Raw genomic sequence first — 24040 nt, 5'->3', positions numbered from 1 at the left:
ATTTGTCTTAGTAGTTCGTTGTTTTTTTTACTTTTTCACCAAAAAGATAAAAAAGCACATTCATATTAGTTTGATAATCAAAATTTTACCACAGAATGCGTTAGAATTATAATTCATTAATTATCAAACTAATAAAGTTTACTTCGTGAGCGCTGCGCTTTTAGTTAGCTTCGCTGCTACTGCGTGGTTTCAACGACCACGTAGTAGCAGCGCAGCTAACTATTGTTGTCTAGAATCAAAATTCAATCAATTTATTAAGCTCCTTCACTCATTGGTTTAAATTTAATTTTTATGAAAAAATATTTGTTATTGCTGTTTAGTGTCGCCTGCTGTTGTTCAACTTATGCAGCAGATGTAGATACAACATTTATTGTGGAAGCTGAAGCTGCTATGAGTAGCTTAATGGAGGATATCTTGACCAACAAAGACCTAAAAGTACGTCAAGAAGCATCCGAAGAGCTCGAAGCGTTATTAGAAAAAACCTTAACGCAAAGTGGTTCTTTTGAGCATGATTTTTCGGAGCTAAAAGGCATCTCGCTTGTTCAACCTGAAGATAAAACAGTACGAATATTTACTTGGCAATTATACATCGACAAAGATCACTATCAGTATCGTGGTTTTATACAAACCAAAGAAGGTAAAGTCTATCGCTTACAAGACAAATCCGACGATATGCGTACCGTAGAATTTAGTATTCACAAGCCAGAAAATTGGTATGGTGCCTTGTATTATAATATAAAAGCATTCAAATCGGAAGGACAGACAATGTATTTATTGTTTGGATATGATGCGTTTGATTTTTACAATCGAAGAAAATTATTGGATGTACTCTATTTTGATAACTCAGGTAGACCTCGTTTTGGAAAAACAGTCTTAGAAATGAAAGACGGTTCTGGTAGAATGCGAAAAGTAAAGCGTTTTGTTATGGAGTATTCGGCTAGTGTTAATGTTAGTCTCAACTATTCTGAAGAGCAGGACATGATTATTTACGATCACCTCATCTATGGTTCTCCTATCAAAAGTGCAGGTCCTTCTAATGTTCCAGACGGCAGCTATTCTGGGATGAAATTGAGCAAAGATGGTACTTGGAAATATGTTGACAAGGTACACAAAGACGATCCTGCCAATATTTTGGTAGACGCAACAAGTTATGAGCGTATTATTCAAAATGAGAAAGAAAAACCTAAACGAAGAAAAAAAGATTTATTTGGTCGAAGTAAATAAATCTTCTTTCCAAGATAGCTCTTTCGAGTAGTTCGTTTTTTAAACAAAAATAGGATTAATCTATACGTGGATTAATCTTATTTTTTTGCTATTTTAGCAGCCATTTTAGTAACATCTATCTTTAATCTATGTACACACTGTGGTTGATGCCTGACAAAGCTGCTTATCAAAAATTAAGCAAACTAATTGTAGATTTAAGTACAACACACGACACACCGACCTTTGAACCTCACGTGACCCTGCTAAGTGGTATCACTGACGAAATTTCTATTGCCATCCAAAAGACAGAAGAACTTGCCAATAGTCTCATTCCTGTTTCTGCCACCTTAACCCGCATTGAATTTTTGGAAGTTTACTATCGGTGTTTGTTTTTTTGCACCAATGACAGTGAAGATTTGATGGAAGCTAGAACTTTGGCAGAAGAAATTTTTGAACACACTCAAATTACCCCCTTTATTCCACATGTAAGTTTTCTTTATGGTTCTTTGCCTATTTTTCAAAAAGAAGCCATTATTGGTGCATTGGGCGATAGTTTTTTTATGGATTTTAGAATGCCAAAACTCCGCTTGGTCAAAACACAACGAACACCAGAGCATTGGGAATTGATGGCAGAGTTCGAGTTGTAGCCTTCCCTGTAACACTGTTCTATTCTAACTTACTTCTCTAACTAAGTTACATAGCATATACCAATACGCGTTCCGTCATATCTATAGGTTTTCCATCCTTGTAATGGATTCTACGAGTCCAGTTTCCTATCTCATCAAAAGTATATGTATACGATGTCAATGGCTCTTTTTCTGTAGGCGCTTGATGCGTGATGACATTCCCCTTTTCGTCGTATTGAGTATAAGAGGTAAATACAAAATCATCTAAATGATTAACAATAGTATGTTCCTTCTGAAAACCATGGGCATCGTACTGATAAAGATCTGTTTGGTGTTTTTGATGCTTTTGATTGTACGTATATTGCTCTATTAGTTGCCCTTCCTTGTTGTAAACAAATTCATACTTTGAAGTAGTGTAAGCATTTGTTGGGGCATGAACATCCGTTTGCAGCAATTGTCCTTTCGTTCCATAAGTATGGATATAACGAACCAATAAGCTATTATCAGCAGTATAGATAGATTCAGCAGCTATTTCTCCCAAACTGTTGTAAGTATACGTTAGTTGTTCGATGCGGTAATCTCTAGCATCATACATATTTCTGCGTTGAAGTTGATTTTGTTTTTTGTACTTGTATTGATAATAAAAAAGAATCTTATTTCCTGCATCATAGCACTTCTTTTCTGTAATAAAACCTTTTTTATTAAACTGAATGTCCCAGTTCTCCAACGGATCCAACATCAAATGCCTTTTCTTGAGCGTCTGCTCTCTCTTACTTACCTCATACACTCTTTGAGAAATAGCTTGCACCGCTCCAATTAATTGCATCTTATCAATATCGGTGGTTGGCGAAGGCCATTCGGGAGCTTTCTCCCAAGCACAAACTATCCAACAAATTGATATCCACAACAATCGTTTCATTTTCCTATTCCAATATTTCCCAAGTATGATCCGCCAAAAGGCTTACCGTTGCCAAAAAACTATTAAATGGACACCCTCTAGGTCCCCATTCTTGTGGACCAACCACTGACAATACAGCAGTTTCATCCACCCGTTGGTACAAGTGATATGTTTTCCCAATCAAAGGCTTAAATCCCATTTCTGCTCCGTAAATAATTTCCGAAATCTCAACTCGTTTTTTAATTTTTTGAGCTTGCTCAGCCAACAGCTCCATTTGTTTGCGAATCTGTTCCAATTGAATGTCCGTTTGCTTGTGCATTGCTTTAACCGCCAAGCCTTTTGTTTTGCCTTGGTCAATTGGTTTTATGACAGCTCCTCCTACCGTATGCGCATAAGGCAAATTGTGTGGATTTTCTGTTATTTTATCTTTATCTATGGGATTAATAAAAGTTTCTTTCCCTTTTTCTGATTTATTTTTATCCTCTTCCATGCTTCTTATATTCATCATTTCTTGATTGACAATAGTTGTATTTTTAATAATACATTCAACTCAAGAATATGTTCACAATTGTCCTTACATAATAGTTAGCTTAGTTACTCCTTGCAGTCATCAACCAACAAGCTGGGCTCGCTGCTACTACTTATAATAATGGGCTTATTAACGATACAAAAGTACAAATTTTATTGTATTGATAAACGAATCACAAAACGGAATTCTAAAAATCACATTATAATCAAATTGAATACTAGTTCGCTAATTAGCCTTGTTCAAAAGTTATGATAAACATTAGCTTCTATTTATGATTTAACTCCTTTCTTTTTGTATTTTCATTTTAATTATACCTTCATTCTAAATTCTCTTACTTTTTAAAGATTATTCTTGCGATCGTCTCCAAATACGCTATAAATGTAAGTTATAAAGGGATCAATCTTGCATCCTTGTTTGAAAATACATATATTGGGAAACAATCAACTATCAAAATCCTTAATTTTGTTAAAAATTCCAATAAATGATTATTCATAAAAACCTTCGTCCTAGCTTAAACTTATTGTTTGCAGCTTGCCTAATTTTTGCTTGTTATAGTTGTGGTTCTGATAGCACTACAAACAATGATAAAGACAAAGATGCGACTACTACTAGAACTCCTGAAGACTTTACCGTTCGAATCCTTTTAAGAGGTAATGTTGATGGTCTCAATGTGCTATTAACCCAAACAGCATCTGCAACAGAAGTCTTGACTCCTAATGTACACTGTGGTCTCTTAGACATGGACCCCAAAACGTTTGAATACAAACCTTATTTAGCCAAAGCACAACCCGAAATCAAAGAATTGGATGGCGGTCGTATGGCTATCAGTTATGAAATTAGGGAAGAAGCTGTTTGGGATGATGGCTCTCCTATCACTGGAGAAGATTATGCTTTTACGATCAAAGCTATCAAAAATCCAAAAACCAACGCTGCTCCTACACGTACTTTTGTAGAGTTTATCGAAGCAGTAGAAGTTGATCCAAACAATCTTAAAAAATTTACAATCATTTGTAACAAAGTTTATTTATTAGCCAAAGCATCAACAGGTACTGCTCCTATTTTACCTGCCTATTATTACGATGCTCAAGGCTTGATGTCTGATTTTACAATTGCAGAATTAAACGATCCTGCTAATTTAGACCGTTTAAATAAAGATCCTAGAATTGTTGACTTCGCTAAGGATTTTAATGAAAACTATAATCACGATCCTGAAAAAATTATAGGTGCTGGTGCTTACAAGGTAACTGATATTGTCAATAATCAACACATCAAATTAGTTCGCAAAAAAGACTGGTGGGGCGATAAAGTAAACGACGATTTTATTGCTGCCTACCCTAATAAATTGCACTTCAAAATTATTGAAGACGACAATAATGCCTTGTTATCTTTAAAAGAGCAAGAGTTGGATGTAATGACCTACATTCCTGCTGATAAATTTTTAGAATTAAAGAAAAATGACCGTGCTAAAAAACACTTTAACTTCTATACACCTGATGCATTTGGTTACCGATACATTGGTATGAATATGACCAAACCAAAGTTGAGTGACGTTCGTGTCCGCAAAGCTTTGGCACACTTGGTCGACAAAGAGCATTTGGTAGAACAAGTTTCTAGTGGCTTAGCAACATCTGTTAATGGTCCTGTTAGTCATTTAAAGAAAAGTTACAATAAAAATATCCCTACCATAGCATTTGATATCGAAAAAGCAAAGGCATTGTTGGACGAAGCAGGATGGAAAGATACCGATGGTGATAACATTCGCGACAAAGTTGTTGAAGGGCAAAAATTAAGCTTGTCTCTAAAATTCTTATATCCACAAGGAAAACAATTGTACAAAGATATTGGACAGGTATTCAAAGATGAAGCCGCTCGTGCTGGCGTTGAAATTGTGATGATTTCTAGCGAAGGTTCTGTAATGATTGAAGATTTAAAAAAGCGTGAATTTGATTTAACTTGCTTGGGTTGGAGTCAATCTCCTCTGCCTGATGACTTCAAGCAAATTTGGCACACCGCTTCTAATACGTACGAAGGTAGTAACCTAGTAGGATTTGGGAATGAGGAAAGTGATCAATTAATTGAAGAAATTAGAATTACAATGGACGAAGAAAAACGTAATAAAATGTACCTTCGTTTTCAAGAAATTATTGCTGATCAACAGCCTTATATCTTCTTGTTCTCTTCCAAGTCTTGTATGGCCATTAGCAAGCGTTTCAAAAATGCAGAAGCCGTATCTTTACGTCCTGGCTATTTTGCTCGTTACTTTCAATTAGCAGAAGAGTCCTAATATAATTAGGCTAATACAATTTTCAAACGAAGTAATAACAATTAGCCAATATAATCTATAAGTAAAAAAGAATTGAGCACGAGATGCTCAATTCTTTTTTTATTTCTATAATCTATTATTGTTGGGTTACACCTTAACATGCATCAGCGCTTCAATCTCCTCTACCTCAATAGGAATATCCGCCATTAAGTTCAACGCTTTTCCATTTGTAACGACCAAATCGTCTTCTATTCGAATGCCTATATTTTCTTCAGGTATATAGATCCCTGGTTCACAAGTAAAGACCATTCCTGGTTCAAAATCAACATAACGATGACACAAATCATGCACATCTAGCCCTAAATGATGCGAAGTTCCATGCATAAAATATTTTTTGTACAATGGACGGTTAGGATCTTGTTGGCGAACAGCATCCTTATTCAACAAACCTAAACCAATCAATTCGCTTTCCATTATTTTACCAACTTCTTTGTGATAATCTGTCAAATTATTACCTACCACCAACAAAGCTTCTGCTTCCTTCTTAACCTTTAGAACCGCATTGTAAACTGCTTTTTGACGTGCTGTAAATTGTCCATTTACAGGAATAGTCCGTGTCATATCTGCTGCATAATTTGCATACTCTGCACCAAAATCCATCAATAACAAATCACCATCCTTCAAGGCTTCGTTATTGGCAATATAATGCAAAACGCAAGCATTTTTCCCTCCTGCTATAATTGGGGTGTAAGCATGCCCTGAGGAACCATGACGAGTAAATTCATAAATGACATTTGCTTCTACTTCATACTCCATCATACCTGGTCGAGTAGTCGCCAATACACGACGAAAAGCGCTGTTCGTAATGTCGCAAGCCTTTTGTATCAAATCAACTTCGTAAGTAGACTTGACCATTCTCAATGTTTTCAAAATAGGCTGTGCACGCTCAAAGTTATGCCCTACGTATTCCTGTTGTAGTTCTAATGCATGGCGCACATCTCGTGACGGATAATCCATTACGGCACGATCATTTTCATTTGTATTAACATAAATATTATCTGCCAATAGAATTAATTCATTTAACAAAGGCTGCATTTCATCCAACCAATAGATAGTCTCTATTCCCGAAGTTTGGGCAGCATCTTTTTTAGTATACTTATACCCTTCCCAAACCGCAATATGTTCGTTCGTTTGTTTCGTAAAAACAAGTTCTTTAAACTTATTTCCTCTAGGACAATCAGGGTACAAAACCAAAATTACTTCTTCTTGATCCAACCCTGTCAGATAAAATAAATCTGAACTTTGACGATACGGGAAATGAGCATCTCCATTTCTAAACATCCTATCGTTAGAATGAATAATAGCAATTGAGTTGGGTTTCATCTGAGCCGCAAAACGTGCTCTATTTTCTTTAAACAAATTGGGATTAATCTTATTGTACTTCATTTTTAATGTGTTGTTTTTAATGACAATAGTTAGCTACTGTGTGGTCGTTGAAATTACTTTTTATGTTGTTTTTCGTAACGCTCAAACTCTCGTTCCAATATTTGATCCAGTTGTTGCGCACTAATTCTCTTAAATAGAATATTTTTATTTTCATCTAACAAGTAAATAAAGGGATTAGAACGCAAATCGTAATATTTCTTAACCCAAGCCAAAGGATAAGGCTCATCAGACAAGTTAATCCAGTTCATTTTTTGTTTCTCTACTTTGGTTCGACACAACTCCACATTCTTCCAAGATTTACTACACACTCCCAAGATTTCAAATCCCCTATCTTTATATTTTTCATAAATAGGCACTAATTTTTCACTCATCTTAGCACAATTCCCACAAGTTGGATCCCAAAAATAAACAGCAACAAAAGGCTTCTTGATGCTATACAAGCTAACATAGCTGCTATCATTAATATTTTTCAAACGAACCTCTGGCGCACTACGACCGCAACGCAATGGAGCCATTTTAGCCGCATCTGTACAAATGCCTTCTAGTTGGGTAGAATCCAACCAGTAAGCCATTCCCGTACAATAATATTTTTGCGCAATAGCTACATAAACCCCATCCATACAAATCACTTCTTGTTTGGCATACTTGTTCAGCAAATAAACGGCTACAAACTGAAAGACTTCTTTATTTTTGGCAGCCAAAGCTTGATCAATAATATACTCACATGCTTTGCTAACGGAATCAACATGCTGCATGGTCATTTTTTCTATATACGTCTCTATTTTTTCTTTTAGAATAGGCGTTCGAATCAGACGCTCATCCGCCCAGTCGTAATTATCCCAAAAATGCGCTTTGTAGTAGCGAAATATATCGACTTGTTCGACTAATTCTTTTGGAATTTCTGGCTGGCGGCTTCCTGTAATTAATTTGGGCGATAGTAACTTAGGATACTTTTTGAGTAAATTATCTTGGTAAGCAGTTACTTCTCCATCCAAGTTTTGAATTTTTTTATTAATTGCTGCTATTTGGTCTTTGTCTTTTTTCTGTTTTGCAGCAGATAACTCTGCTTCCAATTGCTCTGATCGAGTGCGCATTGCCATTAAAAAAGCCTTGTATTCCTCAAAAACAGCATTATCTGGAGAGTTCTTAATTTTTAGATGCTTCGTTAGATCTCGTGCAGGGTTATCAATGATTTTTGTTTTAATCTTAAAGTCTTTCTGTTCTTCATCGTTAGAAAGAATAAATTGAAAGAATTGGTTTTTGGGTTTGATCAAAACAGAATACAAACCGCCTAATAGTGCTTCTTCTCCCTCAAACACAAAATCCCCATCTTTATTTCTTTCATTTACTTGTTGCGCAATATAGGTTGTTCGTCCAATTTGGTATCCCAAGATACAAGTGTCATTTTTATACCCATCAATCGTAACAGTAATTTTGTGCTGTCCTGTGCTTGTTCCTAAGAACCAAAAGTAATGCACAAAGCTCAACAAAAGTATTCTTCTCATCATGTTTTTATAAGTATATAAGTAATCGTTCATAAAAATTTATAGGCAAAATAGAATTGTTTGTACACACAAACATTCGCTTGCCAAGATTATTTATACGAGACCAACTAAAAAAGCCTAATATAATGCCAAAAAATAAGCTTTCTAAATATCCTACAATTAATAACGCTTCTATAACGATATGCTTGCTAATTAAGCATAAAAAATAATACTAATTTGATTTAGATCTAACAGTAATTCTGTATTTTGGGGTTAAGGTAGGTATTTATCATTATATAATATCAGCCACCATTCCTCAAATTTTTTCGGTAATCCTCAATTGATAAAACACAGCTGAACGAAAAGGTACTTGTCCTCTACCTTTCTACCCTAAATTATATTACAATAAAGATTGGTACTATTACAATGCACAAAATTATCAGTACACTAATTCTAATACTTGGATGCTCTATTTTTATGTGGGGGCATGGCGATTTGGAAAAAAGAATCATTGCCAAAACAAAAGCTATTGCTCAAACACCTAACAATGCTACCTTGTATCTAGAAAGAGGTTTTCTCTATTATCAACACGAAGAATGGGACAACGCCCTAGCAGATTACTTACAAGCTAAAGCACTAGGTTTTCAAGAAAAAATACTGCACTATAGAATGGCAGAAACATATCTTGAACTCTATTTATTTAAGAGTGGTTTGATTTGCACTCAACAATACCTAACCCAAGATTCTGTCGATGTCAAGATTCACAAGCTGCGAGGAGAGCTCTTTCAAAAATCTAGAGCCTACGACAAGGCCATTACTTCCTTTGAATATGTTATTAAACATTCCATTGATTTAACACCAGAAAATTATGTAACTTTAGCAGAAGTGTACCTTGCCAAGGGACCTGCCTATCGAGAAGCTGTTTTAGAAGTTATTGAGCGAGGTTTGAATCAATTGGGCAAACATGTTTATGTCTTGCAAGAGCAAAAATTAAATTATTTAAAGAAGTTTAAATTGGTAAAAAAGGCCATTGAGCAATACGATGTCATTATTCATCAAAATAATCGGAAAGAAGGTTGGTACTATAGAAAAGCAAATTACCTCTACCAACAAAAGAAGTGCAAACCCGCCAAAACCTATGCAGAGAAAGCTAAACAAGCATTTGAATCTCTAAAACCCCACCAACAAAAAACCAAAGCTATGATCCAACTCTTAGCTGACATTCATACATTATTACAAAAATTAGAAAACCAATGAAAATCAACCTTATACAATTGACTAGACTCCTCTTCTTTTCTGCTTTCCCCCTTTTTCTTTTTGGACAAGACACGCTCATTCAAGCAGGAGCTGAGTGGAAATATTATGACGCAGGAAATGCGCCAGCTGGAAATTGGACAAGCATTAATTACAACGACTCCAGTTGGGCAAGTGGATTTGCTCAATTAGGTTATGGCGATGGCGATGAAACAACGGTTACCGATGATGATGCACGGACAACCTATTTTAGAAAATCTTTTGTCATCAACAACCCAAGCCAATACCAATCTATGCTGTTAAAACTCATTCGAGATGATGGAGCGGTTGTCTATATCAATGGCACAGAGATTTGGCGAGACAACATGTCTTCAGGAAGTGTTTCTTATTCTACTTTTGCCAACACCACTGTCAATGGTTCAGATGAAGATACTTGGGTGAATCGACAAATTATCAATAGCCTTGTTCTAGGTACGAATACCGTAGCCGTTGAAATTCACCAACGTTCTTTTTTTAGCTCTGATATTAGTTTTGATTTTCAGTTTTTGGCCGATACTATCAAGCAAGATTCTATTATTAGAGGACCGTACTTACAGAACGGAACAAGCAATAGTATGGTTGTTCGTTGGAGAACCGCAGATTTATCCGAATCTATTTTAAAATATAGTACCGATATTAACAACCTATCCAATACCGTTCGGGATAGTGTAAAAAAATACAATCACGAAGTCCTTATAACGGGTTTACAACCTGCCACGCGCTATTATTATGAAGTATACAACGAAGCAGATACCCTTTCCTTTGCTGATAGTAGCCAATATTTTCAAACCAATCCTATTCCTGGGCAAGCGGTTCCTACTACTATCTGGGCACTAGGCGATTGTGGTACAGCCAACAACAACCAAAGAGCTGTTCGAGATGCTTACTATAATTATATTGGCAACAATCATACAGATGTTCTCTTATTTTTGGGAGACAATGCCTATCAAGATGGTACCGACAGTGAATATCAATACGCTATTTTTGAGAATATGTATGAGGCTATGCTTAGTAAAACTGTTGCTTGGTCAACTATTGGCAATCACGATGCGCACTCTGCTAGCCCTTCCAACCAATCAGGACCTTATTTTGATATTTTTAGCTTTCCAAAACAAGGAGAAGCAGGGGGAGTTCCTTCTGGTACAGAAGCATACTATTCCTTTGATTATGGCAATATTCATTTCATCGTACTCAATTCAGAAAGCTTAACAGGATTGGGTACAGGTGGCAGTATGTATAGTTGGTGTCAAAATGATATCCAAAACACCAATGCGGATTGGATTATTGGTATATGGCACCATCCACCTTACACCAAAGGCTCTCACAATTCAGATTTTGAGCCACAGCTCTTTCAAATGAGAAATAATTTCTTGCCCATGCTAGAAGCCAATGGAGTCGACTTAGTTCTTTGTGGACATAGTCATTCTTACGAGCGTTCTTACTTTTTGAATGGTCATACAGGATTGGCATTTAGCTTTGATGCCGCTCAACATGTTGTAGGTCCCAACGGTGGTGGTGATGGTAGAATTGGTGGCGATGGAGCTTATCAAAAGGAAACAGTAGGCCCTAATGCAGGCAAAGGAGCTGTCTATATCACTGCTGGCTCTTCAGGAAAAACATCGGGAGGACCATTGGATCATCCTGCTATGTTTAGTTCTCTTAATCAATTGGGGTCTTGCGTTGTGGAAGTCAACAACAATCAACTGGACATGAAATTTGTACGGGAAAATGGTCAAATTGATGATTACTTTACGATTATCAAAAACATGCCAATTACCTCCAACAAGGCTATCGAAAAAGACAACCGTCCTACACTAGAAGTACACCCCAATCCAAGTACCGATATCATCCATATTTCTACACAAGCAAAGCTAAAATTTGTTCAAGTGTTTGACAATAAAGGAACTGAAATCAAATTTATCAATGGACATCCTAAGACCATTGATATTAAAGATTTGTCTAATGGTTTGTACATCGTAGCAGGCACAACCGCTGATGGTCAACACTTGTTTCAAAAATTAGTTGTCGGAGAGTAAATTTGTTGAAACCAAACAGTGGTATAAAAAAGCCGCACAAAATGGAATCATTTGTGCGGCTTCTTGCTTTTAAAAGTTATCTTATATTTATCCTCTTTTTTTCATTTCCTCAACTAACTTATGTGTCAATTCTTCTGTAATATAATCTAAGCTGTCATGCATATAAGTTTGAGCATGCAATAATTGATTCATTTTTCTGCGATTTTCTAATAGAATATCATCCTTAGATGTTAATAAATCTTCCCCTTTAAGGTGATCATCTAACATATTTTCAATATCAATCATTTCTAAATTAGCCTCTGTGACATTTTCAATAGCAGAAAGCATTGTTGCGACTTTGTCTTTTGCATCTTCAACTTCGTTGAGAATTATTGAGCTTCTCGTTATAAATGTCTTTTTGTCTATATCTCCATTAGCTAACAATTCAGCCACATTATACATTACTCTGCCACAATCATCTCTAACCCCTTCTATTCTTACTTTATATTTTATTAATTTATTTTCTACTTTTTCTAGTCTTACTCTAGCTTTTTCGGCATATTTTTGAGAATTTGGATCCTTTGCTAATCGATTGATATGCACTTCTAGTCTACGAATACTGGAGTCCATAGTATAATATAAACCAGTGTAACTATCAGAGTTAAATTGATTATAAATGCTATGTCCTATATAATGAATAACGTTATCTGCTTTTTTCTTAAATGCAGCATATTTTTTCTCTAAGTATTTCATCATTTCAGCCCCTATTAATTCCGCGATTAACTCCTTCGCCTTTTTCTTTATTGCCTCTTTAATATCTTCTGTTACTTCTGCCAAAACTAAAATATTGACTGAAAATTCTGCACCTGCCACCATTCCTGCTGCAACTTTGAAAGTTTTTTTAGAAAAATCAACTCCATCAATCTTTTCTGAACTTTCACTTCCATACTCTCCTCCAAAAGAAATTAAGGCTCCTGCCTCTAAAGTAGCATTTAGATTCGCTTTAGCAAGCAAGCGATTATTAGGGTTCACTTTTTTATTATAAACCCCATTAAGTTCAATTCCTACTTCACCAGAAACACCAACACCTGCAAACAACTTCCCTTTAGCATCCGCAGCAACAAAAGTAGTAGCACTTAATCCTACACTGGCATCCAAGCGAGCCTCAGCTTTAGCATAAGCCTTAAATTGTGTATAAAAAGACGCTGAATAAGTAGTTTTTCCTATACTGATTGGTTTACTCTTCAATGTGGCTTCTACCGCAGCTTCTGCTGTTGCTGATAAAGAGACACTATTTAGTTTTAGCTCTGCTTTTACATTCAATGCTATGCTAGCCCCTAGACTCAATTTAGCATACTTGCCATCTAGTGCCATTGAAACACCTGCTTTTAACTTAGCCTCCCCAACTACTCCTTTGTTCCAAGAGACTTGAAATTCAGCGGAAGCGGCTAAAGCGGCTTCTGCTTCAATTGTGAGATTGCCAACATCTTTTTTAGACTTAATATCTTCCAAAGCAGCAAATCCCTTCTTATACAAAGGGTCATCTTGCAAAGCTAAATAATCAGCAAAAGCTTGAACTTGATGCCTTTGCAGTTTTATTAGTGCCGTATCGTGTGTTGACTTTAATTCTGCTAATTTTTCAAAGGAGCCAATTTTTTCAATTTTTTCATATTTTCCATCAGGGAATTTATAAAATCCCAACCCCATTTCAAAGAGTTCCTTTGTTACTACATTTCCATGACGTTTTAATCTTTTTTTACTTTTATAAGCTTTAATTACAGCATCTAGCTGTTCTACATGTATATCAGACATAATTAATAAATTAGAAAGTTAAAAAATAATAGGTAAAGTTTTGGTCCTAGGACTCAAGCATTGTTTGTAATTGATTGCATTTTTGAGTTAATTTTTTAGCATTTACAAACTTGCAGAACTTCTGTAATTTGTCTAATATTTCTTTAGCTTCTTTCTTTAATTTCACGGCATTAGGAGATGTTTCATTATCGATTTCTATATAATCTAAAACGATTTTTACGACTTTTTTGACCTCTTCACCTATGTTTTGATCTACTTTAATTATTTTTTTTAATTCACTAAGAGTTGTTTCACAACTTTGATTAAACTTAGCAAGTTTCTCTTGTGCTGTTGCATCTAGCTTACCAAAATTCTTTCTCCAAACAACAATTTCTTTATACAATAATTTAGCAACATCAACATCATGCTCAGATTTTTGAACCTCCTTAAATTCAGTCAATAACTCTTTATAATCTTCTGCTAATTCTTTGGCACTTACTTTATCCTCTATTTCCTCTACTGGCTCTATATTTTCAGAAGTATCTTTTACTGGACTACTTCCTTTGTCCTCTTCTGCCTCTAGCATTTTTCCATTAACAACAGCTACTGCCTTCATTCCTGAAAAATACTCTTTCATATCTTTCAGTATCTTAGGCCATTTTGATTCAGGTATCTTACATTTATCATGGGGTTCAAAATAAAGCACTTCTTTTTCTACATACACCTCTCCCATTGCAGCCTTTTTAGGATCTTGTAACTTTTCATCCATAAAAGAATTCTTGCTCTTCTTCATTTCATTTTGAACAAAATGCTTTTCTAATTTTAAACTATTCCCTAACGATAGAAAATCACCTATGGCTTTTCCATTATTTTCAAAGTAGCCACCTAAGTAATAAAACGGAGTCCGCTCACCTTCTTTAGATTGTACCTTCTTAATTTTTCCTCGTGTTAAAGCTTTATTCGCTTTAATATCAATATCCTTGACTTTTTTATTGGTCCTATCGAGCTGATCGATTTTCACCTTGCATGGAAACATAATAAAATATGGTTTTGGTTTGCCCCTAATTTTAGAGACAGGGGATTAAACAATAATATAAATATAGTTATATACTCTTTTGAGGTTTAACTAAAAAATTAAATATAAAAATTAGACCAGCAAAGTAGTTTTATTTTTCAACAAAAACAACGTTTTTTTTAATCTTCCCCTATAATTATCCGTTCTATAATAATGACTCTAACCAAGTGCTTATTACTCGATACAAAGCCACTTTAAAAGCCCCTAGAACAACTACGTTCTTTCATTCAGCATCTTCATTGCCTTTTATTAGGAATAAAACAAAAGGACATTTTTATCATAAATAAGTATTCATATCTATAAAAATAGCCACACAAAATCTAGTTCTGTGTGGCTTCCATTTGTTATTTAAAAAAAAGCTATTACTCTTTTTGATCAAGCTCTGTCTTTTCTTGTTCAAATGCTCGTTTTAAAATAGCATCAATTTGTTGCGGATCAACCCGTTTGTACATTATTTTTTTATCTTCATCCAACAATAAGATATACGGATTAGCCTTTAGGTCGTAATATTTTTTGGCAACAGCCAAAGGATAAGCTTTTTCAGAAGTATTGATAAATACCATTCCTTTTTCAGCTACCTTTTTTTTGCATTTATCCAAATTTTTCCAACTATCGCTACAAATTCCAAAGATTTCAAACCCTTTGTCTTTGTATTTGTGATAAACAGGTACCAATCGATCGCTCGTCTTGCTACAGTTTCCACAACTTGGATCCCAAAAATAGATTGCAGTGTATTTTGCTTTTACATCATACAAGCTAATCGGGGTTCCATCTAATTTTTTTAGGCGAATATTGGGAGCATACAACCCACATTGCAACGGCTTTATGGAAGCCACATTAGCACAAATTTTCTCAAGTTGTGCCGAGTCTACCCAATCTGCACCTCCAGAGCAGTAATATTTTTCGCCTAAAAATACATACACAGCATCCATACAAATAATCTTGCTTTTTGCATATTTATTGAACAATTCTGATGCTGCATATTGAAACATGATCTTATTTTTCCCTTCTTTGGTTCGCCGCAAGATAGCATCTACCGCAACAATAATAGAATCTGGATTTGCAGGCGTCAATTGTTCTGTAAAAACTTCCATTTTGTGTTTGAACAAAGGAGTTCGGATCAACCGTTCGTCTGAAAAATCAAAATTATCCCAAAAATGTGCTCGTGTCCAGTAAAACCATGCTAACTTATCTGATTGAACAGATTCAGGTACTTCTTGAACCATCCAATCGGCAATAATTTTTGAACTCAAAAAATCAGGATTTTTTTCAATTGCTTTGAGCTGGTAAGCTTTTAATTTTTTATCCAACAACTTTAAGCTTTTTTCTAATTTTTCTTTCTTCTTCTTCTGAGTTTGAGCTACAATTTTTTCCTGCAATACAGCTTTTTTTTGTTGAATTTTAGCATTAAACCTCATGTAGTTTAAATAAGCGTCATTATCCTTCGAGCCTTTAATTTTTAAATGTTTGCTCAAGTCCTTGCTTTTGTCCAATTTAGTACTTAGTACCATGTCTTTTTGATCTTCTTCATTGGACACTAAAAACTCAAAGTAGTTATTATTATCTTTAATCAATACTAAATAGACTCCTCCCTTGAGCGGTTCTGCGCCTTCAAAGATAAATTCATTGTCTTCATTTCTGGAGGTGACCGTGGCACTGATGTACTTTTTGTCACCATAATGATGTGCTAAAATACAAGTATCGTTTTCGTACCCATCGATACGAACTCGGATATTGTACCCTTCTTTGTCAAGCCCAACAACAAGTGTGGACATAAATAATAGGATTCCTAGCAGAACCCAACGATTCAATAATTGTTTCATCGCATTTTGTTTATATGTGAATTAATTAATTACATTATAAACCTTTGCATAAATACAGCATAGCAATTCCTGTTTTGTTTGATTTACAAAACATAAAATAGCGTTGTTATACTTATTTTTTGAGCAAAGCATTTGTTAGAGAAAACTACTTTTCTCCCCTTTAAATGTGCGGATGAAGAAGGTTAAAATAAGTAATCGTTCAGAAAAACCATATAAAAAACAAGCCTATTTTTTAGCTATATTTTTTTCTGCCCACTTACCTACTTTGATTTAAACATAGTATTTTAAAATAGTAGTTCGTTGATTTTTTACTTTTTTACCAAAAAGATAAAAAAGCACATTTATATTGGTTTGATAATCAACATTTTAACGCAAAATATAGTAGATCTACAACTTATTGATTATCAAACTAATAAAGTTTTTCAACGAACTATTGTTAAAACTAAAAATATAGTTAAACAAATGTTATCATTTTATTTTTAACAAAATATGCCTTGACCATCTAGGACCGCCAAGGCATATTCAAACAAGAGCTTTCCGAAATGATAACCTTGCATTAGCGTATTCATTTCATGAACTTCGTTAATCCAATAAAACTATTCAGGCTTTTGTTCTTTCTCTTTTTCTTTTAGGCTTGGATTCTTAGTCGTATCATCCTCTAGCCCAAATTCGCGTTTCAAAATATCTTCCAATTGCTTAGGATCAATGCGTTTCCACATAATCTTCTTATTTTCATCTAACAAGACCAAATAAGGATTCACTTTGATGTCATATATTTTTTTAGCAACAGCCAATGGGTAAGCCTCATCAGAAGTATTGATAAAATCCATCCCCTTATCTTTTACCTTGGCATTACACTTATCAATTTCCTTCCAGCTTTTGCTACAAACTCCAAAAATTTCAAACCCTTTGTCCTTATATTTATTATAAACGGGTACTAACTTATCGGTTGTTTTGCTACAATTTCCACAATCTGGATCCCAAAAATAAAGTGCTGTAAACTTTGCTTTTACCTCGTGTAGATTAATGGGTGTGCCATCCAACTTTTTCAAACGAATGTTTGGAGCATACAATCCACATTGTAGTGGCTTTAGTGTAGCAACGTTTTCACAAATTTTAACCAATTGAGAGGAATCAACCCAATCGGCATGACCTGCGCAGTAGTATTTTTCACCCAAAAATACATACACAGCATCCATGCAAATAACTTTTGTTTGAGCATATTTATTCAAATACTCCGCAGCAGCATATTGAAACATCTCTTTGTTTTTGCCTTTTAGTAAATTCTCTAGGACATAATCTACAGCAAGAATAACTGAATCTGGAACTTGCACGGCTAGTTTTTCTGTCCAAAACTCCAATTTGTCTTTAAAAATAGGTGTGCGAATCAAGCGAGGATCTGTCCAATCAAAATTATCCCAATAATGTGCCCGATAGTAGTAAAAACCTTGTGCACGATCGTATTCTTTTGGCACCTCTGGTTGCATAGATGCAGCAATCAATTTAGAGGATAAATAGTCTGGATGTTCTTTGATTAAGTTTAACTGATAATCTTTTACTGAACCTCCTATTGCTACTCGTTCTTCTTGCAATTTCTTTTTCTTATCAGGATTGGTTTCCGCCTCAATACTCTTTCCTAATTTTGTATCTTTTTCTCTTGTTTTTGCCAAAAACTTCAAGTAATCTAAAAAAGCTTTATTATCAGCCGAACCTTGAATTTTGAGGTGCTTACTCAAATCTTTATTTTCGTCCATCTTTGTATAAAGAGACATCTTTTTTTGGTCCTCGTCATTGGGCACCAAAAATTCAAAATACAAGTTCTCAGGTTTTGTCAAAATCAAATAAATTCCACCTTTTAGCGGCTCATCTCCTTTAAAAACCCATTCATCTCCCCCATTTCTAGTTGTTAGAGTATCTTTTACATACGTTTTCTTTCCTAAACGGTATCCCAAAATACAAGTATCATTCTCGTATCCGTCAATTTTTACACGAATATTATACCCCTCTTGTGCGGTGGCAAAATTAACTGCCATTACAGTTAATATCAACAACAACGATCGTCTAAGTAATTGATTCATTCTATCTCTTTTTGTCAAAAAAAATTGGTTTTTATTAAAAAATGCTTGCTACCAAACTTAGTTAGTCCAACAACAAATGGTTTTATAATCCATTCGTGATAAGTCTTTTTACACCTTATTAGAAACACTTTTATATTATTGCACTAAAAGTACAGTTTTAAAACTAAAAAACTAGTTAAAAAAATGTTATCAATCAAAATCCTAAACAAGGAACTACTTATCTCGCTTTTTGCGAGCTTCAATTGCTTTCATTTTGCGTATTTCTAAATGATTAAATCGAGCTACAAAGTAAATTTTTCCTGTTTTGGCATTGGTCAAAAAACGCCTTAGAGCACGAACTTCTCGATTGAGATCAATCTCTTGTGTCGCATCGTCCAGATTAAACGACTCTAAAATAAAGCTTGCCGTTCCCTTTCCTATTGTCATATAACTATAAGGAATAAAAGAAGTCGTATCTGCTCCCCAATCGTCTGTTTCTAAATAATCCTTGATTTCACCATTTTCTGTCGTTGCCATTTCATTGAATACCTCAAACGGGTAAAAGAACTCCGAATTGGTAAACAGTTTATAGCCTTCCTTTGGATTTAATTGGCGAATTAAATCAACCAAATCCCTAGAAAAATAACGTTCTTGTGACATAAACCAATATTCTGGATAAAAAGCTTCTGTCTTAAAAGCTAAGTATTGATCCAAGAACAAACGATGATCATAATATAAAGCACCTCGCATTCTAAGACGATTTTCGTAATTTTTTAAAGAAGCTAAAGTAGCATCTCTAGATACGATTGCTTGCTTATCAAAGTCGGTATAATTTCCAACATACCACAATTCAAAAGCACGGCTTTGGCTACTTGGGGAAAAGCCTTTCAAACTAGACCTCATTTTTCGAATAGCCGCATACACCTTACTGTACTCCTCTCGATCGATTGCCTTTTTTATTTCCAAATAATCCTCAAAAGCTACTTTATTGATGGTAAAGTAACATACTTCACTATAAGTAGATGGAATATCTGTCTTATTTTGCGCCCAGAGAGTTGAGCCAACGAACCAAACTAAACCAATTAAAATGTAATGTAATGCTTTCAACTTATACCTTATTTATTTCATGCAACAGTCTAGCAACTACCTTTATTAAACAAACGATCAATAAAATATAATTGCTACCCACGAAAGTGTTTGATTGAATCTACTGCCTCAAAATGATTGCATCATACGCTCTAAGTCATCCGTCATTTCAAGTAAACTAGCATATCTATGGTCTATTTTTTCTTTTATTTGTTCTAATTTAACCACATCTATATCTACTTTAGTTTCTAACAAAACTGTTTTCATATTCATAGCCTTACCAAATTCAATATCTGTGATCGAATCTCCGACCATTACGGCACGGTTAAAATCTATGCTAGGAAAATCAGATAGAGCCTGTTGCGCCATTCCCGTGTTGGGTTTTCGGCAAAATGGGTTTTCACGCTCATGTTTTGGACAAAAATAGATGTTATCAATCCTGCCTCCTTTTTCCTCTATTCTTGCTTGCATTTGAATATGAACTTGATTTAATGCTTCCTCTGTCATAATACCTTTTGCAATACCTTGCTGATTGGTTACAACAACAATGCAGTCAAATTTTCGTGCCAAAATAGGCATTGCTTCCAAAACACCTTCCAAAAACTTGAACTCGGACCAACAGCGAACATAACTTCCTACAATTCTATCATTAATCACTCCATCTCGATCCAAAAACAATGTCCAGTTTTTCATTATATAAAATTATTTTAATATTACTTCTATTACTCATGCAATTTGGCATTACTATTGCCGCAATCAAAGCTCCTAAAAAAAGGCAAAACCAAGCCCCCCCTTTTTAGGTAAGTTCCTAGCTCTTAGGAAATAGGAAACCAAAGCTTTGGAAATATAAAAATAGTTTTTACCTTTGCATTCGCAAAATTAAATTGCTATTAATTAAAATAGACACAATAATAGCGGTTTAATCATTAGTAACTAAAATTTCAGTAATGAAATATACCCAAAAATCTGTAGCAACAATTGTTAGCACTTACTTTTTTTTCTTGATAGGTACCAACGTTACTTTGCATGCTACATTGATCCCCACAACTCCCGTTTCAGAATCTATAAGTCTATCCGATTCTGATGTAAATTTACTAGCAACACGATCTGCTGTTGTTTCCTTGGAAGATGAAGATGTCATTTCTGAAGATGAAATGGCAGAAGAAGAAATTGTAGAAGAAGTCGCCCCCATCCTTATCGATCACAGCGACATTACAGGGCTGAAGCGTATTGTTATCAACAAACGCAAACGCAACCAACGAAAAGCTAATGCGCTCAACAACCGTCTAGACTTTGCTGGACCTGCTAATGTTCCAAGTGTTCCCGTTGCTTATAATGCCATTTTTGATAGTTTAACCACTTCTGGAGTTCGTGGCAATATTATAGAAGAAGCTAAGAAATATTTAGGTCTAAAATATATTTGGGGTGGAACGACTCCCAAAGGCTTTGACTGTTCTGGTTTTACATCATATGTCATGGCTCAAAAAGGAGTTGGTATTGCTCGTAGCTCTCGCTATCAAGCTCGCCAAGGTCAAAATGTAGACATATCTAAAGCAAAAACGGGCGATTTAGTGTTTTTTAGCAAATATGGCAAAGGAGGTCGTGTTACTCATGTTGCTATGGTTGTTGACAACAAAAAAGATGGTGTTTATATTATTCACTCTACACGTCGTGGTATTGTTGTAGACAATTTGTCAGAATCTTCCTATTGGAAACCAAAGGTACTGTATGCTAAAGATGTAATTAGCAAAGAAAAAAAGACGCAAGAAAAAGTAGTAGAAGAAAAAGTAATTGCCCCTACTACCAAAACAACAGCTAAAGGATAACCAATAGAGTCTACCAAAAACATTAGCTGGTTAATATCAATAGTTCGTTGAAAAACTTTATTAGTTTGATAATCAGCAAGTTGCACCTTGTTGCATTTTATGTTAAAATTTTGATTATCAAACTAATATAAATGTGCTTTTTTATCTTTTTGGTAAAAAAGTAAAAAATCAACGAACTACTATAATATAGAAAATTAGAAAAAACACAAAGGAAAAATTCTTTGTGTTTTTTTCTGTTATCTATCTATGCCTAGACACCAAAAATAACTTTAGAAGCATCTCTAATAAAGCATGACTTCCTTAAAACTTTACCCTTAAATAAATGCCAACTTATGGAAATTTCTATCCCTACTCCCTGTGCCGAAGACTGGAACAAAATGACACCTTCTGAGAAGGGGCGATTCTGTACCAATTGCCAGAAACAAGTCATCAATTTTAAAGGAATGGCACCTGAAACAATCAAGCACTTTTTAGAGGCTCAAACAGGTTCTGTTTGTGGTCGTTTTTCAACACATCAATTAGAAACCTTTAATGCTGCTTACCAAGAATTGCCAACTCCTTCTAATATTAAACAGTGGACAATGGCAACCATTCTAGCAGGTATGACAACCTTAACTACTATTGCTCAAGATGTCTCTTCTGTTTTCCCCACCTCTTCTCCTATAATTTCCCAGACTGCAATAATGTCTGTATCAAACAGTCAAGTAACTCAAACAATAACTACTAGTGATACTTCGGTTGTTCTTAAAGGACAAATTATTGATGCTGAAAATGATGAGGGAATTCCTTTTGCCTCAATTGTTGTTTTAGGTACTAAAATTGGAACATCGAGTGACTTTGATGGGCATTTTATCCTCCGTATTCCCAAATCTTCAGAAGCCATTACTCTACAAACTCAATTTATAGGTTATGAAACTAGCACACATACTATTGTTCCAGACTCCAACCATGCTCATCTGACCATAAAGTTAGAACAAGACCTTGCTATTCTCGGTATAGTGGGAGGACTTGTTGTTGATAAGAAACAGCTAAAAGCTAATAAACGTGCTCACCGAAAAGCCGCTCGATTAGAACGAAAAAGAAAAAAAGCATTGTCCAAAAAACAGCCGTAAAATTTGTCTATCTCAGGCTTAATTTTTTTATATAAAACGAAAAGTAGTGCTACTTCATCAATTTATTTACTTGTTCGATTAACCACTCCTTTGACAATGGGTTCTGAGCGATTTCCTGTTTTAATTTTTTCAATGCTTGTTTATCATAAGGGTTGACAACAACTAATCGACGTACTAGCCGAATAAATATTCTGTACATTTCATAGACCTTAATCATCTTTGCATTTCGCTGCAAATAAGCATCACAGGTATTCAAGAATGAAAGTAATATATCCAGTAACCCCATCTCATAGTATATCTTGATTTGGATATTTTTAATGGCTATATTTAAGAATAAATCGTCAAATTCTGTTTGACTCAGCAATTGAAGTGCCTTTTCGTTTTCTCCTTTTTCATAGGCTAAAAGTAATTGCACAAAACGATGATAATTTGATCGGTGCTCCTCTTCTACCAAGTAGGTATACTCTTTTATAAATTGCTCGACCCAATCAATCTCTCTCAACAACAACCCTAAAGAGACGATATTTTTATACGAAAAACGATCTAACACGCCATACTCTAGCAACCAGTCATTTTGTATACCTAACTGGTACAAAGCAAACAACTTGTTTCTAAATAGGACATCCGATGTTGTATTAACTTTTCGGATACAATAATTAATTGCAATATGGTAGATATTTAAAATATACTCTCGTTGTACTTTGCCTTGTGCTTTTAATAACAAGTCGCTAAGTGTATAGAAATAACTATTATCTTCTGTAAAAGTAGCACATCGGTAAGCATTATAATAAAGTTGTACTGCAAAAATATCTTTATACGTTCCTTCTTCTATAACTTTCAAAACCTCTTCCAAAAACAGTACTTTATAGTTGTTTCGACGATCAATATGATGTGTATTAGCTGCAACACAAGCATTCTCTAAAACCTCTAGAACCATTAGTATCGAGTGGGTTTCTAACAATGCAGGAATATTATGCGCTCCAATTCTGTCTTTACGAGTAAAAAAATAAAATTTCTTTAGTTCTAAATCATGGTAATGATAGTAATAACGTTGGTCTCGAAGAGTCTGTTTTTCTTGCAGCGTTTCCATTTTTTTCAGCTCTCGCACTAGCAATTTATTCAAATTTCGTTCTTCGTAAAAGTCTATTAGGTGTTTTTTTTGTAAAATCTTATTTTTTCTTTGCATTAAAAACCCGACAAAATCTTCTAGCAGTCCTACCCCTAAAGACATCAGATGACGCAAACGTAAATCATCGTATTCTTTTGTTGGGTAAATAGCTTTAAAAACCTTTTCTTTAGCTAAAACTCGAGTTGTTATTTTCTTCTTACTAAATAGAAAATCAAATAGTTGGACAACTTCTGAATGTTGATTGTGCACAGGCGAGCAAACCCATTTTTTCAACAAGGTCTTTTCCTCTTTATTTAAGGCACTATATAATTGTATTAATTTGCTATTAATCATTTTAATGTGACAAAATAATCGGACAAATTATTTTTTTTGTAGTATTTTTTA

18 protein-coding genes are annotated in these 24040 nt (G+C 34.7%); 7 read left to right on the top strand and 11 right to left on the bottom strand.

The features are described from left to right. Positions 1-291 precede the first annotated feature (291 nt). Entirely contained in the window at positions 292-1224 is a 933-nt protein-coding gene (locus QP953_RS12590; RefSeq protein WP_052595437.1) for a hypothetical protein, read from the top strand. A gap of 128 nt (positions 1225-1352) precedes the next feature. Continuing rightward, positions 1353-1850, top strand: a complete 498-nt coding sequence (locus QP953_RS12585) for a hypothetical protein (RefSeq protein WP_063833065.1) — start codon at positions 1353-1355, stop codon at positions 1848-1850. A 46-nt stretch (positions 1851-1896) separates the two neighbouring features. Here QP953_RS12585 and QP953_RS12580 read toward each other — a convergent pair whose 3' ends face one another. Together QP953_RS12580 and QP953_RS12575 are read right to left on the bottom strand one after the other, a co-directional pair. Continuing rightward, complete coding sequence (locus QP953_RS12580) at positions 1897-2748, bottom strand: hypothetical protein (protein WP_052595441.1); 852 nt, start codon at positions 2746-2748, stop codon at positions 1897-1899. Positions 2749-2752: 4 nt separating this feature from the next. Continuing rightward, positions 2753-3235, bottom strand: a complete 483-nt coding sequence (locus QP953_RS12575) for a DUF2452 domain-containing protein (RefSeq protein WP_156039715.1) — start codon at positions 3233-3235, stop codon at positions 2753-2755. A gap of 502 nt (positions 3236-3737) precedes the next feature. Here QP953_RS12575 and QP953_RS12570 point away from each other — a divergent pair. After that, positions 3738-5540 (top strand): ABC transporter substrate-binding protein, encoded by a 1803-nt coding sequence (locus QP953_RS12570; protein ID WP_309555325.1) that lies wholly within the window; start codon positions 3738-3740, stop codon positions 5538-5540. 126 nt (positions 5541-5666) lie between these two features. Here the strand turns inward: QP953_RS12570 and QP953_RS12565 are convergent, their stop codons facing one another. Together QP953_RS12565 and QP953_RS12560 are read right to left on the bottom strand one after the other, a co-directional pair. Beyond that, positions 5667-6965 (bottom strand): aminopeptidase P N-terminal domain-containing protein, encoded by a 1299-nt coding sequence (locus tag QP953_RS12565; protein ID WP_052595447.1) that lies wholly within the window; start codon positions 6963-6965, stop codon positions 5667-5669. A gap of 53 nt (positions 6966-7018) precedes the next feature. Next, positions 7019-8473 (bottom strand): DUF5106 domain-containing protein, encoded by a 1455-nt coding sequence (locus QP953_RS12560; protein ID WP_309555324.1) that lies wholly within the window; start codon positions 8471-8473, stop codon positions 7019-7021. A gap of 402 nt (positions 8474-8875) precedes the next feature. Between QP953_RS12560 and QP953_RS12555 the strand changes: the two genes are divergently transcribed. Together QP953_RS12555 and QP953_RS12550 are read left to right on the top strand one after the other, a co-directional pair. Further along, complete coding sequence (locus tag QP953_RS12555) at positions 8876-9706, top strand: hypothetical protein (RefSeq protein ID WP_309555323.1); 831 nt, start codon at positions 8876-8878, stop codon at positions 9704-9706. Then, on the top strand, positions 9703-11778 hold the full coding sequence (locus tag QP953_RS12550; RefSeq protein WP_052595453.1) for a metallophosphoesterase: 2076 nt from the start codon (positions 9703-9705) through the stop codon (positions 11776-11778). Before QP953_RS12555 ends, QP953_RS12550 begins: the two co-directional genes overlap by 4 nt. A gap of 87 nt (positions 11779-11865) precedes the next feature. Here QP953_RS12550 and QP953_RS12545 read toward each other — a convergent pair whose 3' ends face one another. The 6 genes from QP953_RS12545 to QP953_RS12520 all read right to left on the bottom strand — a co-directional run bounded on the left by QP953_RS12545 (position 11866) and on the right by QP953_RS12520 (position 20282). Continuing rightward, complete coding sequence (locus QP953_RS12545; RefSeq protein WP_309555321.1) at positions 11866-13569, bottom strand: hypothetical protein; 1704 nt, start codon at positions 13567-13569, stop codon at positions 11866-11868. A 46-nt stretch (positions 13570-13615) separates the two neighbouring features. Continuing rightward, positions 13616-14584 (bottom strand): hypothetical protein, encoded by a 969-nt coding sequence (locus tag QP953_RS12540; protein ID WP_309555319.1) that lies wholly within the window; start codon positions 14582-14584, stop codon positions 13616-13618. 401 nt (positions 14585-14985) lie between these two features. Beyond that, positions 14986-16446, bottom strand: a complete 1461-nt coding sequence (locus QP953_RS12535; RefSeq protein WP_309555317.1) for a DUF5106 domain-containing protein — start codon at positions 16444-16446, stop codon at positions 14986-14988. Positions 16447-17042: 596 nt separating this feature from the next. Then, positions 17043-18524 (bottom strand): TlpA family protein disulfide reductase, encoded by a 1482-nt coding sequence (locus QP953_RS12530; protein ID WP_081909514.1) that lies wholly within the window; start codon positions 18522-18524, stop codon positions 17043-17045. A gap of 213 nt (positions 18525-18737) precedes the next feature. After that, positions 18738-19610 carry a hypothetical protein gene (locus QP953_RS12525; RefSeq protein WP_309555315.1) on the bottom strand — a complete coding sequence of 291 codons (873 nt, stop codon included), beginning with the start codon at positions 19608-19610 and terminating at the stop codon, positions 18738-18740. Between the two features lie 108 nt (positions 19611-19718). After that, entirely contained in the window at positions 19719-20282 is a 564-nt protein-coding gene (locus QP953_RS12520; RefSeq protein WP_063833067.1) for an HAD-IIIA family hydrolase, read from the bottom strand. A 254-nt stretch (positions 20283-20536) separates the two neighbouring features. On the opposite strand from QP953_RS12520, the gene QP953_RS12515 reads away from it, so the two are divergent. Next, positions 20537-21415, top strand: a complete 879-nt coding sequence (locus tag QP953_RS12515) for a C40 family peptidase (RefSeq protein ID WP_309555314.1) — start codon at positions 20537-20539, stop codon at positions 21413-21415. A gap of 332 nt (positions 21416-21747) precedes the next feature. Continuing rightward, positions 21748-22527 (top strand): carboxypeptidase-like regulatory domain-containing protein, encoded by a 780-nt coding sequence (locus QP953_RS12510; RefSeq protein WP_309555313.1) that lies wholly within the window; start codon positions 21748-21750, stop codon positions 22525-22527. A gap of 49 nt (positions 22528-22576) precedes the next feature. Here the strand turns inward: QP953_RS12510 and QP953_RS12505 are convergent, their stop codons facing one another. Beyond that, positions 22577-23989, bottom strand: a complete 1413-nt coding sequence (locus QP953_RS12505; protein WP_052595468.1) for a hypothetical protein — start codon at positions 23987-23989, stop codon at positions 22577-22579. Between the last annotated feature and the right edge of the window lie 51 nt (positions 23990-24040).

This window comes from Aureispira sp. CCB-E, assembly GCF_031326345.1.
In the GTDB taxonomy this organism is placed as follows: domain Bacteria; phylum Bacteroidota; class Bacteroidia; order Chitinophagales; family Saprospiraceae; genus Aureispira.
Note: the sequence above shows the minus strand (reverse complement) of the source record. Positions and strands in the feature narration are given on the sequence as shown.

Bases quoted from the DNA above. Each gene is read 5' to 3' on its own strand.
- QP953_RS12590 (WP_052595437.1), top strand. From the start codon at position 292: ATGAAAAAATATTTGTTATTGCTGTTTAGTGTCGCCTGCTGTTGTTCA.
- QP953_RS12585 (WP_063833065.1), top strand. From the start codon at position 1,353: ATGTACACACTGTGGTTGATGCCTGACAAAGCTGCTTATCAAAAATTA.
- QP953_RS12580 (WP_052595441.1), bottom strand. From the start codon at position 2,748: ATGAAACGATTGTTGTGGATATCAATTTGTTGGATAGTTTGTGCTTGG.
- QP953_RS12575 (WP_156039715.1), bottom strand. From the start codon at position 3,235: ATGATGAATATAAGAAGCATGGAAGAGGATAAAAATAAATCAGAAAAA.
- QP953_RS12570 (WP_309555325.1), top strand. From the start codon at position 3,738: ATGATTATTCATAAAAACCTTCGTCCTAGCTTAAACTTATTGTTTGCA.
- QP953_RS12565 (WP_052595447.1), bottom strand. From the start codon at position 6,965: ATGAAGTACAATAAGATTAATCCCAATTTGTTTAAAGAAAATAGAGCA.
- QP953_RS12560 (WP_309555324.1), bottom strand. From the start codon at position 8,473: ATGATGAGAAGAATACTTTTGTTGAGCTTTGTGCATTACTTTTGGTTC.
- QP953_RS12555 (WP_309555323.1), top strand. From the start codon at position 8,876: ATGCACAAAATTATCAGTACACTAATTCTAATACTTGGATGCTCTATT.
- QP953_RS12550 (WP_052595453.1), top strand. From the start codon at position 9,703: ATGAAAATCAACCTTATACAATTGACTAGACTCCTCTTCTTTTCTGCT.
- QP953_RS12545 (WP_309555321.1), bottom strand. From the start codon at position 13,569: ATGTCTGATATACATGTAGAACAGCTAGATGCTGTAATTAAAGCTTAT.
- QP953_RS12540 (WP_309555319.1), bottom strand. From the start codon at position 14,584: ATGTTTCCATGCAAGGTGAAAATCGATCAGCTCGATAGGACCAATAAA.
- QP953_RS12535 (WP_309555317.1), bottom strand. From the start codon at position 16,446: ATGAAACAATTATTGAATCGTTGGGTTCTGCTAGGAATCCTATTATTT.
- QP953_RS12530 (WP_081909514.1), bottom strand. From the start codon at position 18,524: ATGAATCAATTACTTAGACGATCGTTGTTGTTGATATTAACTGTAATG.
- QP953_RS12520 (WP_063833067.1), bottom strand. From the start codon at position 20,282: ATGAAAAACTGGACATTGTTTTTGGATCGAGATGGAGTGATTAATGAT.
- QP953_RS12515 (WP_309555314.1), top strand. From the start codon at position 20,537: ATGAAATATACCCAAAAATCTGTAGCAACAATTGTTAGCACTTACTTT.
- QP953_RS12510 (WP_309555313.1), top strand. From the start codon at position 21,748: ATGGAAATTTCTATCCCTACTCCCTGTGCCGAAGACTGGAACAAAATG.
- QP953_RS12505 (WP_052595468.1), bottom strand. From the start codon at position 23,989: ATGATTAATAGCAAATTAATACAATTATATAGTGCCTTAAATAAAGAG.